This is a genomic window from Kitasatospora cinereorecta, assembly GCF_024172095.1.
Lineage (GTDB): Bacteria > Actinomycetota > Actinomycetes > Streptomycetales > Streptomycetaceae > Kitasatospora > Kitasatospora cinereorecta.
On record NZ_JAMZDX010000004.1, the window covers coordinates 933997 to 947222 of the forward strand.

Consider the following 13226-nt stretch of genomic DNA (forward strand, 5'->3'; position numbering starts at 1 on the left):
GGTGAGATCCATGAACCACGAGGCGACCACCTCCCCCGCCGCGTCCGAGGCGGTGGGCGGCGACCTGCTGTCGGGGCATCCGCTCGTCGTCCGGCTCGCCCGCGCCGGTCGGCGCCTGCGGCGGCTGGACCGCGACCACCCGTGGATCCTGGACGCCGCGGTGGTGACCGTGGTGTTCCTGGTGTTCTGCGTCCCCGACCTCCTGCACGGCATCGGCATCGTCGGCGGCGACCACGACGGGGGCCAGCACGAGCACCGGATCGCCTTCACCCACCTCCCCGTCCCGGCCATGCTGGCCCTGCAGGTGGGCCTGCTGACACCGCTGCTGTGGCGGCGGCGCCGGCCGACGGCCGCGTTCGGCGCGGTGATGGCGGTGTTCGTGCTGCAGTGGGCGATCGGTGCGGCGCTGCGCGCGGACGTGGCGCTGCTGGTGGCCCTGTACAGCCTGGCGCTGCACGGGCGGCTGCGGCATCTGGCGTGGGCGTGCGCCGCCGTGGTGGGCGGCATGGCGGTGGTGGCGGTACGGGTGTCGGTCGCCGTGTCGGTGTGGGACGGGCTGTTCTTCCTCTGCGCCGCGGCGACGGCCGCGGCCGCGCTCGGGATCGCGGTACGGATCCGGCGGGCGCAGCTGGCGGGCCTGCGGGAGCGTGCGGCCAGGCTGGAGATCGAGCGCGACCAGCGCAGTCGGCTGGCGGCGGCGACCGAGCGGACCCGGGTGGCCCGGGAGATGCACGACATCATCGGCCACAACCTGTCGGTGATCATCACCCTGGCGGACGGCGGCGCGTATGCGGCGCAGGCGGCGCCGGAGCGCGGCCGGGAGGCACTGGAGCTGATCGGCGACGCGGGCCGGCAGGCGCTCGGGGAGCTGCGGCGGATGCTCGGGGTGCTGCGGGAGCGCGAGGACGGCGGCGGCCCGGAGCTGGCCCCGCAGCCGGGCATCGCCGACCTGGACGGGCTGTGCGCCCGGATCCAGGCGGCCGGACCGCAGGTCGCCTACCGGTCGGAGGGCGAGGTGGACGGGCTGGACCGCGGGGTGCAGCTGATGGCGTACCGGATCGTGCAGGAGGCGCTGACCAACTCGCTGAAGCACGCCGGGCCGCGGACCAGGGCGCACGTCACGGTCGCGGCCGGGGACGGCCGGCTGCGGGTGCGGGTCGACGACAGCGGTCCGCCGGGGGCGGCCGCGGCGCGCCCGGCCGGTGAGGGGCACGGAATCGCGGGGATGCGGGAGCGGGCGGCGCTGTACGGTGGCACGGTCGTGGCAGGGCCCGCAGTCGGAAGGGGATGGTCGGTCGTGGCCGATCTCGATCTCTCGCCCGCCTTCGACGCCGCGGGCGGTCCGGCGTGACGACCGTCCTGATCGTCGACGACCAGCCGCTGCAGCGCTACGGCTTCCGGATGCTGCTGGAGAGCCAGCCGGACACCACCGTGGTCGGCGAGGCCGGGCACGGCGCGGAGGCGGTGCGCCTCACCGCGGAGCTGCGGCCCGATGTGGTGCTGATGGACATCCGGATGCCGGGCATGGACGGCATCGAGGCGACCCGGCTGATCATCGCGGCCGGCGGGCGCTCGCGGGTGCTCGTGCTGACCACGTTCGACCTGGACGAGTACGCGCATGCCGCGCTGCGCGCCGGGGCCAGCGGTTTCCTGCTGAAGGACGCCCGGCCGGAGGAACTGCTGTCGGGGATCCGGGCGGTGGCGGAGGGCGATGCGGTGGTGGCGCCCGCGGTGACCCGGCGGCTGCTCGACGCGTACGCCCACCGCCTGCCCGGGCACGCGCCGGCGGCCGCCGCGGATCCGCGGCTGGCGGCGCTGACGGAGCGCGAGCGGGAGGTGCTGGTCGCGGTCGGCCGGGGCTGGACCAATGGGGAGATCGCGCGGCGCCTGGTGCTGTCGGAGTCGACGGTGAAGACCCATGTCAGCCGGATACTGGCCAAGGTCGGGGCCCGGGACCGGGTGCAGGCCGTGATCTTCGCCTACGACCTGGGGCTGACCCGGCCCAATCCGCCCGGCTGACCCGATCCCTCGGCCGGTGCCGCGGCGGTGTCCGGGCGCGGTACGACCCGGGTGGCGGCGGCCAGCCAGCCGGCGGCCAGCAGCCACCCGCCGAGGACGTCCAGCGGCCAGTGCACCCCGAGGTAGACCCGGCTGAGGCCGATCACGACCGCGAAGCCGGCCGCGCCCGCCACCGCGGCCCGCGTCGCGGAGGGACGGACCCGGACGATCGCGAGGACCAGCAGGCCCGCGCAGACGGTGGCGGTGAAAGCGTGGCCGGAGGGGAAGGCGAAACCGGAGGCGGCGACAGCCCGGTCCGCCAGCGGCGGCCGCGGCCGGCCGAAGGCGTGCATGAGACCCTGGCGCACGAGTTGGCCGGCGATCAGCCACACCAGGGGCGCCAGTAGCAGTGCTGCGGCCCGGCGGCGGGGCCGCGGGGCGGGCAGGGCCCGGAGGGCGAGGGCGCCGGCGGCCGCGGCCAGGAGGTAGGGGAAGACGCCGGTGCCGAGCGAGGTGACCGCGACGGCCACCGCACGGGCGGCGGGCGGCCGGTGGGCGGCGCACCAGTCGACGGCGGCCTGCTCGAAGCCGAACGGCGCCCAGCCGTTGGCGGCGATCAGCGCGGCGAGCACCGCGAACAGCGCCCACGCGGTGACGGCGACGGCGACCCACCTGCGCCCGGTCCCGATCATGCGGCCAGCCATGCGCGCAGCGTACCGGAGCGGGCCCGGTCCACCAGGCCGTGGCCGTGTCCGGCGAGCAGCGCCAGCCCGTAGCCGGCCGCTGTCCCGACCAGCGCGCCGAGGACGACGTCGTGCGGGTAGTGCACGCCGACCGCCACCCGGGAGACACCCATGGCCGCGGCGAGGAGCAGGGCGAGGAAGCCGATCCGGCGGTCGACCAGCCACAGCGCGGCCGCGCCGGCGAACGCGATGACGGTGTGGTTGCTCGGCAGCGACCAGTCCCCCACCCCGGGGCAGGCCTCCAGGGTGGTCCCGGCGGGCAGGACCTGGCACGGGCGGGGTTCGCGCAGCACGCCCTTGAGCAGGGTGTCGGCCGCGAACGCCGCGATCACGCACAGCGGCGCGGCGAGCGCCCGGGCCATCGTCGCGTTGTCGGCATGGCGGGCCCGCCACCACGCGGCGAGCATCAGCACGGCCAGCAGTCCCAGCCCGTAGGCGGAGAACGCCGCGACCGCGTCCCGCGCCGCGGCGGGCAGGTGCTGGGCGAAGTGGTCGATGCGCAGGTACAGGCCGCCGTCGACGGGACGGCCGTCGAACGCCAGCAGGGTGCGGCCGGCCGTCATCGCGCCCTCGCCTGTCGGCGCGAGCGCACCAGCTCCAGCACCAGCGGCAGCAGCGAGACCGCGACGACCACGGCGACGATGGGCAGCAGGTAGTGGTCGACGTTGGGGACGGAGGAGCCGAGGGCGTACCCGGCGAGGACCAGGCCGAAGGTCCACCCCAGGCCGCCGACGACCTGCCAGAGGGTGAAGGTGCGGGCGTCCACGCCGAGCGCGCCCGCCAGCGGGTTGAGCACGGTGCGCACCACCGGCACGAAGCGGGCGAGGACGACGGCCTTGCCGTGGCCGTACCGGTTCAGCAGCTCCTCGGCGCGGACCGCCCCTGCGTGCAGGTGTTTGCTGCGGGAGCGGGCCAGCAGCGCCGGCCCGCCGCGGCGGCCGATGAAGTAGCCGACCTGGGCGCCGGCGAGGGCGCCGACCGCCGCCGCGGCGAGGACCTGGGCGAGGTCGAGGTGGGGGCCGCTGTGGGCGCCGGTGGTGCACAGCAGGCCGGCGGTGAACAGCAGCGAGTCGCCGGGCAGGAAGAACCCGACCAGCAGCCCGGTCTCCGCGAAGAGCACCACGGCGATGCCCAGGGCGCCGAACGCGCCCAGCAGGGAGCCCGCGTCCAGCGGGTTGACAGCCATCAGGCTGGACGGGAGGTCCATCGGTTGCGCCTTTCCTCGATAACCGGATGCGGAGGGATGCTGACGGGGTACTGACGGATGCGGTCGGCCGGTTTCGGCCGGTGGTCAGGCCGCGGGACGGAGTTCGCGCCGCTCGGTGGCGCCGAGGGCGGCGACGGCGACGGCGATGACCGCGGCAAGGACGAGGCTGACCGGGCCGGTGCCGAGGTCGAGGCCGCCGCGCTGGTGGCTGACGCCGGCCCAGTCCGCGAAGCACGCGCCGAGCGGCCGGGTGAGGACGTACGCCCACCAGAAGGTGAGGACGGGCGACATCCCCGGCAGCCGGCGGAGCAGCGCCGGCAGTGCGATCAGGGCGGCGAACAGCAGCCCGGACGGCAGGTAGCCCCAGCCGAGGGTGGCGGCGGTCAGGTCGCCGACGGCGGTGCCGAGCGCGAAGGTCGCCATCACCGCCGACCAGTAGAAGACCTCGCGGCGCCCGCCGGTCACGGTCTCGACCGCGAGGGTCCCCTCGGTGCGGCGCCACACGGCGAAGATCAGGACGAGGACGGCGGCGAACGCGGACGCCGACACCGCGTACGGCACGCCGAGGGCGACGTGCGCGACGTCGGCGGCCATGGTGCCGAACACGCTGACCATCACCACCGCCGACCAGTAGACGGCCGGCACGTAGCGGCGGGAGCGGGCCTGCGCGAGGAGGGCGACGGCCAGGAGCAGGCCGGCCGAGCCGACCGCCGGGATCGGCCCGAGGGCGCGGGCGAGGTAGTCGGAGGTGGTCTCGCCCATACCGGTGGTGAGGATCTTGACGACCCAGAACACCGCGGTCACCTGCGGCACCTTGCTCCAGACGGGCCGCTCGGGGGCGGCCGGGTGCCGGAGGGTCGAGGCCGGGGAAGTCGTCGCGCCCACGTGGGGGTCGCTCCTTTCTGCACGGCGCGGTCGGACCGCGCCGACTCGTCGGTTCAGCCGCCCAGAACCGTGTTGGCGGTGATGGTGTCGCTGGCGCCGTCGACGACCACCGCGTGCCGCACCCCGTCGGGGCCGAGCACGACCGCCCGCCAGGCCCGGCCGCCGCCCTGTTCGGTGACTGCGCTCAGGGACTCGACCTTGCCGCCGGGGACGGCGGACGAGGCTTTGACCACGGCGTCGGCGGCATCGAGCGACGGCAGCGGCGCCGGAGCGTGCCGGCCGGCCGTGGCGGCGCGCGTCCCGCCCTGCCCGTCGCGATCGTGCCGCTCGCCACCCCTCGCGGTCCCGGCGAAGCGGCCGCCGGACTCGTGGCCCTCACCCGCGTGGTGGATCACCGCCGCGGCCGCGCCACCACCGATCACCACCACGACCGCGCCGGCGGCGACCCAGCGCGCGGAGCGGCTGCTCAGCCACCGGCCGGCCCGCCCGTCGCGCGTACGGTCACCGCCCGGCTGCCCCTGCGGCTCAACGGTGCCCATCGGCTCACTCATCTTCCCGCCCCGGATCCTCCGGCCGGCCCGGGCCCTGTGCCCGGACGACAATGCCCAGCATGGCGGGGTGGCGCTGAAGGGATGCTGAAGACCTGAAGACGCCTTCAGCTTCCCGGCTGCGGAACCTGCCACCCTGGTGGGTATGCGCGTACTGGTGGTGGAAGACGAGCGTCGGATGGCCCTGGCCCTGCAGCACGGGCTGACCGCCGAGGGCTTCACCGTCGACATCGCCCACGACGGCCCGACCGGGCTCGCCAAGGCGACCGACCACCCGTACGACGTGGTCATCCTCGACATCATGCTGCCCGGACTCAACGGCTACCGGGTGTGCTCGCGCCTGCGGGCCGCCGGGAACGACGTCGCCATCCTGATGCTCACCGCGAAGGACGGCGAGTGGGACGAGGCCGAGGCCCTGGACACCGGCGCCGACGACTACCTCTCCAAGCCGTTCTCGTTCGTCGTGCTCGTCGCCCGGCTCCGCGCCCTGGCCCGCCGCACCGGCAGCCGCGCGCCGCGCCGCACCGTCCTGGGCGATCTGGTGGTCGACTCCGCCGCCCGTACCTGCAGCCGGGCCGGCGTCGCCATCCCGCTCACCCCGCGCGAGTTCGCCGTCCTGGACCACCTGGCGCGCCGCGCCGGCGAGGCGGTCTCCAAGCGGGAGATCCTCGACGAGGTCTGGGACAGCGGTCCGGACAGCGACCCGAACACCGTCGAGGTCCACGTCAGCGCACTGCGGCGCAAGATCGACACGCCGTTCGGCCGCGCCGCCGTCCAGACCGTGCGCGGCGCCGGCTACCGACTGGCGGCCGACGGTGGCTGAGCCGGGCCGCCTCGGGGCCCTGCGCCGGAGATTCCGCGAGGCGCTGGGCCGCGTCGCCGGGCACCCCCGGGTCGCCGCCCTGGTCAGCCGGCTCGACCCGAGCTCGGTCCGCACCCGCACCACGCTCGCCGCGTGCGCCAGCGTCGCCGTCGTCCTGCTCACCGCCTCCGCGGCGCTGCTCCTGGTGCTGCGCGCCAACCTGCAGCACACGGTGGAGACCGGGGCCCGCGAGCAGGCCGCCGCCATCGCCCGCCTCGCCACCGACGGGCACCTCACCCAGCAGCTCCCGCTGGACCACGGAACCGACTTCATCCAGGTCGTCGACGCGCACGGCACGGTGATCGCCGCCAGCCAGAACCTCGCCGGCCACCCCGTCCTCCCGCCCACCGGCACCCAGTCGGGCCACAGCACCTTCAACCTCGGCGTGCTCGGCGACGAGCACCACCAGGGCGTCACCACGGTGACCGCCGACACGCCCGACGGCCCGGTCACCATCCACGTCGGCGCGTCGCTGCGCACCGCCGACGCGGCCGAGGACCTCACCACCGCCGCCCTCGGCGGCCTGTGCAGCCTGCTGCTGGTCACGGTCGGCGTCCTCACCTGGCGGACCACCGGCCGGGCCCTGCGCCCGGTCGAGGCGATCCGCTCGGAGGTGGCCGCCATCGGCGACCGCGACCTGGACCGCCGGGTCCCCCGGCCGCGCAGCCAGGACGAGATCGCCCGCCTCGCGGACACCATGAACGCCATGCTGGAACGGCTCGAAGCCGCCGGCGCCCGTCAGCGCCGGTTCATCGCCGACGCCTCGCACGAGCTGCGCAGCCCGCTGGCCGTCCTGCGGACCCAGCTCGAGGTCGCACGCACCCACCCCGACCCCGAGGTCCGGGCCGACATGGTGGCCGGCGCGCTGCAGGACACCGAACGGCTCCAGGACCTCGCCGGCGACCTGCTGCTGCTCGCCCGGCTCGACGCCTCCGGGCACCGGCTGGCCGGCGAGGCGGTCGACCTCGCCGACCTCGTCCGCACCATCGTCGGGGCCCGCACCGGTGACCCGCACCCGGTCACCGTCGACACCCCGGACGACGCCGACGCCAGCGTCACGGGGAACGCCCTGTGGCTCGGGCGGCTGCTGACCAACCTGCTGGACAACGCCCAGCGACACGCGCGGCACGCCGTCACGGTCCGTCTGGTCGCCGACCCGCCCGGCGGCCGGCTCACCCTGGACGTCACCAACGATGGGCCGCCGGTCGACCCCGCCGACCGCGAGAAGATCTTCGAACGCTTCGCCCGCCTCGACGACGCGCGCAGCCGCGACGACGGCGGCACCGGACTCGGCCTGCCCATCGCCCGCGACATCGCCTCGGTCCACGGCGGAACGCTGACCGTCCTCGACACGCCGAGCGGCACAACCTTCCGCACCACTCTTCCCACCGCGGCGGACGGCCACCGCTGAGGCACGACCCACGCTGAGTCACGGCCCGCGGGGGATCGAACGCAAACGGCCGGCCGCGCCCGGGGACCGCCGCCGCAGTGGCGGTGGTCCCGGCGCGACCGGCCCTCGGATCAAGCCTCGGAAGAGGCCTCGGATCAGGCCTCGACGATGCCGGAGGCCGCGATCTCGACCTTGCCCTTGGGGGCGCCGGACTGCGAGCCCAGGGCCTCGATCTGGTCCACGAGCTCCTGGCCCGAGACGACCTCGCCGAAGACGACGTGCTTGCCGTCGAGCCACGGGGTGACCACCGTGGTGATGAAGAACTGCGAGCCGTTGGTGTTGCGGCCGGCGTTCGCCATCGACAGCAGGTACTTGCGGTCGTGCTTCAGCTGGAAGTTCTCGTCCTCGAACTTCGCGCCGTAGATGCTCTTGCCGCCGGTGCCGTTGTGGTTGGTGAAGTCACCGCCCTGCAGCATGAACTGGGGGATGATGCGGTGGAAGCCGGAGCCGGCGTAGCCGAAGCCGTTCTGGCCGGTGGCCAGCTCACGGAAGTTGCGCGCGGTCTTCGGGACGACGTCGTCGAACAGGTTGAAGACGATGCGGCCCGCGGGGGCGCCGTTGATGGTGATGTCGAAGTAGACGTTGCTCATGGGCTTCATCCTTTCACTCCTGGTGCTGTACGCGCCTCATCACTCATCGTGATCCCCGTCGCGACCCGGATCCGGCCAGGTCAGGCGGACGATCTCGCCCAGCTCCAGGGCCGCGTGGACCGTGCCGTCGGGGCCGACGGCGATGCCGTGCGGCTCGGCGCCGGGGATGTCGAGGTCGTGGGCGGTGTACGCGCCGGCGGGGGTCAGCGACCCGATCCGGCCGGCGGCCCACTCGGTGAACCAGAGCCGCCCGTCCGGCCCGGCGGCGACGGCGTGCGGCCGGGCCGCCCGGTCGGGCAGCGGGTACTCCGTCACCTTGCCGTCGACGGTGATCCGGCCGACCTGGCCGGCGCCGATCTCGACGAACCACAGCGCGCCGTCGCCGCCCGGCGCCAGGCCGACCGGGGCGGCGCCGGCCGTGGGCAGCGGGTGGACGGTGACCTCGCCATCGACGGTGATCCGGCCGATCGCGTGGGCCTGGTTGAGGGTGAACCAGAGCGCGCCGTCCGGCCCGGCCGCGATCATCGACGGGAAGGCGCCGGCCGTCGGCAGCGGGTACTCGGTCACCTCGCCGTCCACCGTGATCCGGCCGATCCGGTCGGCGTTCAGCTGGGTGAACCACAGGGCGCCGTCCGGCCCGGCCGCGATGCCGTACGGGCCGCAGCCCTCGGTCGGCAGCGCGAAGGAGCGCGCCCGGCCGTCCACGGTGATCCGGCCGATCCGGTGGTCGCGCATCCGGGTGAACCAGAGCGCGCCGTCCGGCCCCGCGGTGATCACCGCGGGCCCGCAGTCCGGCGCGTCGAGGCCGTACCTGGCCACCGTGCCGTCCCCGGCGAGCCGTCCGATCTCCCCGGCGTGGACCAGCGTGAACCAGACTCCGCCGTCCGGACCGACCACGAGCCCGTACGGCCCGGCCCGGCCGTCCGACACCTCGAACCGCTCGACCGTCATCGGCCGCCCCCTTGTGCCTGTACCACCTGCCATGATCAACCTACAACGTCCCGGGGGCCTTGCCGCAAGACCCCGACGGTGGCGCAGAATCGACGCCCTGACCCCGCATCAGGGGCAGGAATCAAGGGGACTTGGGGGCGTGGGATGCGCATTCTGCTGTCGACGTACGGCTCGCGGGGAGACGTCGAACCGCTGGTGGAACTCGCCGCGCAGCTACGGGAGTCCGGTGCGCAGGTGCGCGTCTGCGCGCCACCGGACGAGGAGTTCGCGCAGCTGCTGGCCCGGGTCGGCCTGCCGGTGGTGCCGGTCGGCCGGCCGATGCGCACGATGGCGCGGCCGTCCTCGGCGGCGGAAGCCGGCCGGCGGGTGGCCGAACTGGCCGCGCAGTTCGACGCGGTCCTCGCGGCGGCCCAGGGCTGCGACGCGATCCTGGCGACCGGCCTCGCGCACTTCTCCTCCCGCTCGGCGGCGGAGAAGCTGGGCATCCCGTACGTCTACGCGACCTTCTGCTCGTTCCTGCTCCCGACGCCGCACCACGCGCCGCCCGCCGCCCTGCTGCCGGCGGCGGGGCAGGAGCCGGCCCCCGAGGGGGCGGACAACCGGACGCTGTGGGAGCTGAACGCGCAGCTCTTCGACACGCTGCACGGCGAGGCGCTCAACGCCCATCGGGCGTCGGTCGGCCTGCCGCCGGTCTCCGGCGTCCGCGACTTCATCCTCACCGACCGGCCGTGGCTGGCGTCCGACCCGCTGCTCGACCCGTGGCAGGAGACCCCGGAGCTCGGCGTCGTCCACACCGGCGCGTGGCTCCTGCCCGACGAACGCCCGCTGCCCGCCGACCTGCTGGCGTTTCTGGACGCCGGCGCGCCGCCGGTCTGGGTCGGCCTCGGCAGCACCCGGCACGCCTCCGCGGAGATCGCCCGGGTCGCCGTCGAGGCGGTCCGCGCCCAGGGTCGCCGGGTCCTGCTCGGACGCGGCTGGGCGGAGCTCGTCCCGGTCGACGACCGGGACGACTGCTTCGCGGTCGGCGAGGTCAACCAGCAGCGGCTGTTCCGCCGGGTCGCGGCGGTCGTCCACCACGGCGGAGCGGGCACCACGACGACGGCCGCCCGGGCGGGCGCGCCGCAGGTCGTGGTCCCCCAGGGCGCCGACCAGCCGTACTGGGCCCGCCGGGTGGCCGACCTCGGTGTCGGCGCCGCGGTGGACGGCCCGCTGCCGACCGTCGAGGCCCTGTCGGCCGCGCTCGCCACGGCTCTGTCGCCCCAGGTCCAGGCCCGGGCGGTCACTGTGGCGGGCGCGGTCCGCACCGACGGGGCCGCGGTGGCGGCCGAACGACTGCTGGAGGCGGTGAGCCGCGGCGCGGCGGGCTGAACCCGGCGCTCACAGGGTGCCGAGGCGGCGGCCCAGCTCCTCGAGGTAGTCGTCGCCGTAGGCGGCCGCCACGTCGGCGAGGTCGATCATCGGCGGGAGGTCGGCCGTCGTCTGCCGTTCGGCGAGGAAGACCGCGGTCTCCGCCACGATCCGCTCCTCGTCGACGCTGGCCAGCCGCAACTGGTCGACGGTCGCCTCGGTGGCCTGGAAACGGGAGAGGACCGTGTCGCCGCTGCCCGGGAAGGTCACGAGGTACTCGTGGTCACCCAGGGGTTCGACCGAGATGTCCATGATCATGGCACTGTCCTTTCTCCCTGCGGCCGCCGGCAGGTGACCCGCGTCCGGCGCCCTCGCCGCCTCCATGGTGGCGCGCGGCGCGGCGACTCGCCGGTGGATCGTGCACGGCGCGCCGGTACCGTCGGCCTTCCGGGTCTCCGGGTCCGGGCGGACCTCAGGGTGTGGCGCCGATCGGAACGGCCATGGACGCGGCTTCGGTGGCGTCGACGGGCACGGCGGCTTCGGGACGGCGCAGGTCGAGCACGATGAGGACGGCGGCGGCGACGCCCAGGTAGACGAGCAGGGTGGTCAGGGCCTGGCCGGTCCCGTGGCCGTCGAAGTAGATCGTGCGGTGCAGCAGGAGGTAGCCGTTGCGGGGCGGCAGCCAGGGCCCGATGTCGCGCCAGAAGGCGGGCAGGTACGGCACTCCGCTGGCGCCGCCGGAGGACGGGTTGCCGAACAGGACGATCACGACGACGGTCACCAGGGTGCCCACCGGACCGAGCAGCTTCTGCAGGATCGCGGCGACGAAGGCGACCACGGCGACGATCAGCGCGCAGATCGGCCAGGTGATCCAGAACTTGCCGCTGGGGAAGCCCTGCAGCCAGTAGCAGACGATCACATCGATGAGCAGGCCGCTGACGAGGGCGAAGCCGGCGAGCTGGGCGGCGCGCCAGCGGCCGGCCGCCCGGCCGGTGGCGGCCATCAGCAGGGTCGAACTCATGTACCCGCCGATGAGCAGCGGAACCAGCATCAAGCCCTGCACCAGGCCGAACGGGTCCTTGGGCGCCAGCGGTGTCGGGGCGTACTGCTGCACCGTCAGGGTCTGCCCGGTGGCCTTGGCCGCCGCCTCGAACCTCACCGCGAGGTCGAGCGGCGCCAGGTCGCTCATGGACGGCACCACGATCAGCGTGTTCGAGGTGCCGGTGGAGACCAGCGCGCCGAAGATCCGCGCCTGGTCCATCGCGGTCTTGGCCGCAGCTTCGTCCGGGTACGGGGTGACCTTCAGCGAGATGGCCTGCTCGGCCGCGGCCAGGACGGGCGAGGTGCCGACGGTGCCGAACGGCAGATCGGTGGCCTTGGGGGCGTGCGAGGCGCTCATGTAGTTCGTCGCGAACAGGCACTGCATGACGGCGCAGACGCCCAGCGCCACGAGGATCGGGATCAGGCCCCGCCGGCGGTCGGGCGGAGCTGCCGCGGGAGCGGCGGGCGCCGCCCCGTGGGCTTCCCGGGCAGCCGCCCTGGCCGGTCGGATGCGGCCGTACCAGGCGATGACGGCGGTGCCGGCGAAGGCGTAGAGGAACAGGACGACGAGCGGGGTGGAGATGTCGCTCCCGCCGAAGTAGAGCACGTGATTGATCAGCGTGACCGCGCTCTGCGGCGGAAGGAGCACGCCGATGTTGCGCCAGTAGACCGGCAGCAGGTAGGTGCCCAGCCCACCTGCGGGCGGGCCGCCGATGACGATGAAGAGCACCGCCACGAGCAGGGTGCCCATCCTGCCCACCATGGCCTGCAGCGCGGCCGCGGCCAGCGCCACCGCCGAGGTGACGAGCCAGAAGCACGGCAGGAGCGGCCAGAAGTGGCTGCTGGAGTACGCGCCGATGCCCAGTCCGGCGATCAGGTCGGTCAGCACTGCGCCCACCAGCGCGTATCCGGCCAGAATGACCGCGCGCCACGGCGCGGCGGCGGTGCCGTGAGCCGCCTTGTAGACCAGCACGGCCGCCAGGTACCCGCCGATCAGCAGGGGCAGCAGCAGGAGCGAGGTCACGGCGCCGACCGGGTCGGTGGCGGCCAGCGGTGCGATCGTCTGCACGGTCACCGGCCGGCCCAGGTCGTGCGCCGCCGCCAGGAACGCCGGCTCCACTTCGGTCTGACCGAAGAAGCTCTTCGCCGGGACCACGATCAGCGTGTCGGACGAACCGCCGCTGACGTACGCGCCGTACAGCTCGCCCTGCTCGGCCGCACCGGTGACGGCCGACGTGTCCGGATAGGCCGTCAGGGCCAGTCCGGTTCTCGACGCCACGGCGGCGACGACGGGAGAGGGCGGCCCGACCACACCGAAGGGCATGTTCCGCGGCACCAGCAGTTGTTGGGCACTGACGAGGGACAGCGCGAGCATGGCCTGCGCGAAGAGCACCAGCCCCAGCGCGACGGCGGTCCGCACGGCGGCGCTCCGGCCGCCGGCAGCCGAGGAAGCCCGGGGCGGTCGGCTCGTCATGTTCTGTCCTCCGGTCGGCTGTCGCGTCCGCAGCCATCACGACACAGGCCCGACCGGGCGGCAACTCGGGCCCGCGGCCGCCTGACGGTCCTCCGATGACCTCGCGTCATGCCACGACAAATGGTACATA

14 protein-coding genes are annotated in these 13226 nt (G+C 74.7%); 5 read left to right on the top strand and 9 right to left on the bottom strand.

Annotated features, from left to right (window positions below; all coding sequences use genetic code 11):
• The first annotated feature begins 10 nt into the window (after positions 1-10).
• Both FHR36_RS24595 and FHR36_RS24600 read left to right on the top strand, forming a co-directional pair.
• Positions 11-1351: a sensor histidine kinase gene (locus tag FHR36_RS24595; RefSeq protein ID WP_253800345.1), complete on the top strand. Its 1341-nt coding sequence runs from the start codon at positions 11-13 to the stop codon at positions 1349-1351.
• Positions 1348-2019 (top strand): response regulator, encoded by a 672-nt coding sequence (locus FHR36_RS24600; protein WP_253800346.1) that lies wholly within the window; start codon positions 1348-1350, stop codon positions 2017-2019. Before FHR36_RS24595 ends, FHR36_RS24600 begins: the two co-directional genes overlap by 4 nt.
• Here FHR36_RS24600 and FHR36_RS24605 read toward each other — a convergent pair.
• The 5 genes from FHR36_RS24605 to FHR36_RS24625 form a co-directional block, all read right to left on the bottom strand.
• Entirely contained in the window at positions 1980-2702 is a 723-nt protein-coding gene (locus tag FHR36_RS24605) for a phosphatase PAP2 family protein (RefSeq protein ID WP_253800347.1), read from the bottom strand. The two genes, FHR36_RS24600 and FHR36_RS24605, sit on opposite strands and share 40 nt — an antisense overlap.
• Positions 2687-3304 (bottom strand): phosphatase PAP2 family protein, encoded by a 618-nt coding sequence (locus FHR36_RS24610; protein WP_253800348.1) that lies wholly within the window; start codon positions 3302-3304, stop codon positions 2687-2689. The genes FHR36_RS24605 and FHR36_RS24610 overlap by 16 nt, the downstream gene beginning before the upstream one ends.
• On the bottom strand, positions 3301-3948 hold the full coding sequence (locus FHR36_RS24615) for a DedA family protein (protein WP_253800349.1): 648 nt from the start codon (positions 3946-3948) through the stop codon (positions 3301-3303). The genes FHR36_RS24610 and FHR36_RS24615 overlap by 4 nt, the downstream gene beginning before the upstream one ends.
• A gap of 84 nt (positions 3949-4032) precedes the next feature.
• The gene (locus tag FHR36_RS24620) at positions 4033-4833 is read right to left on the bottom strand and encodes a COG4705 family protein (protein WP_253800350.1); all 801 of its coding nucleotides are present in this window, start codon (positions 4831-4833) and stop codon (positions 4033-4035) included.
• Between the two features lie 53 nt (positions 4834-4886).
• Positions 4887-5384, bottom strand: a complete 498-nt coding sequence (locus FHR36_RS24625) for a hypothetical protein (protein ID WP_253800351.1) — start codon at positions 5382-5384, stop codon at positions 4887-4889.
• Positions 5385-5526: 142 nt separating this feature from the next.
• Here FHR36_RS24625 and FHR36_RS24630 point away from each other — a divergent pair, with 142 nt between their 5' ends.
• Together FHR36_RS24630 and FHR36_RS24635 are read left to right on the top strand one after the other, a co-directional pair.
• Complete coding sequence (locus tag FHR36_RS24630; protein ID WP_253800352.1) at positions 5527-6204, top strand: response regulator transcription factor; 678 nt, start codon at positions 5527-5529, stop codon at positions 6202-6204.
• Positions 6197-7654 (top strand): sensor histidine kinase, encoded by a 1458-nt coding sequence (locus FHR36_RS24635; protein WP_253800353.1) that lies wholly within the window; start codon positions 6197-6199, stop codon positions 7652-7654. The genes FHR36_RS24630 and FHR36_RS24635 overlap by 8 nt, the downstream gene beginning before the upstream one ends.
• Before the next feature lie 134 nt (positions 7655-7788).
• Here FHR36_RS24635 and FHR36_RS24640 read toward each other — a convergent pair whose 3' ends face one another.
• Both FHR36_RS24640 and FHR36_RS24645 read right to left on the bottom strand, forming a co-directional pair.
• Positions 7789-8283 carry a peptidylprolyl isomerase gene (locus tag FHR36_RS24640; protein ID WP_253800354.1) on the bottom strand — a complete coding sequence of 165 codons (495 nt, stop codon included), beginning with the start codon at positions 8281-8283 and terminating at the stop codon, positions 7789-7791.
• Positions 8284-8322: 39 nt separating this feature from the next.
• Positions 8323-9234 (bottom strand): Vgb family protein, encoded by a 912-nt coding sequence (locus FHR36_RS24645; protein WP_253800355.1) that lies wholly within the window; start codon positions 9232-9234, stop codon positions 8323-8325.
• Between the two features lie 144 nt (positions 9235-9378).
• On the opposite strand from FHR36_RS24645, the gene FHR36_RS24650 reads away from it, so the two are divergent.
• Complete coding sequence (locus FHR36_RS24650) at positions 9379-10602, top strand: glycosyltransferase (protein WP_253800356.1); 1224 nt, start codon at positions 9379-9381, stop codon at positions 10600-10602.
• A 9-nt stretch (positions 10603-10611) separates the two neighbouring features.
• Here FHR36_RS24650 and FHR36_RS24655 read toward each other — a convergent pair whose 3' ends face one another.
• Positions 10612-10899: a hypothetical protein gene (locus tag FHR36_RS24655; RefSeq protein WP_253800357.1), complete on the bottom strand. Its 288-nt coding sequence runs from the start codon at positions 10897-10899 to the stop codon at positions 10612-10614.
• A gap of 154 nt (positions 10900-11053) precedes the next feature.
• On the bottom strand, positions 11054-13096 hold the full coding sequence (locus FHR36_RS24660) for a hypothetical protein (RefSeq protein WP_253800358.1): 2043 nt from the start codon (positions 13094-13096) through the stop codon (positions 11054-11056).
• Positions 13097-13226 lie beyond the last annotated feature (130 nt).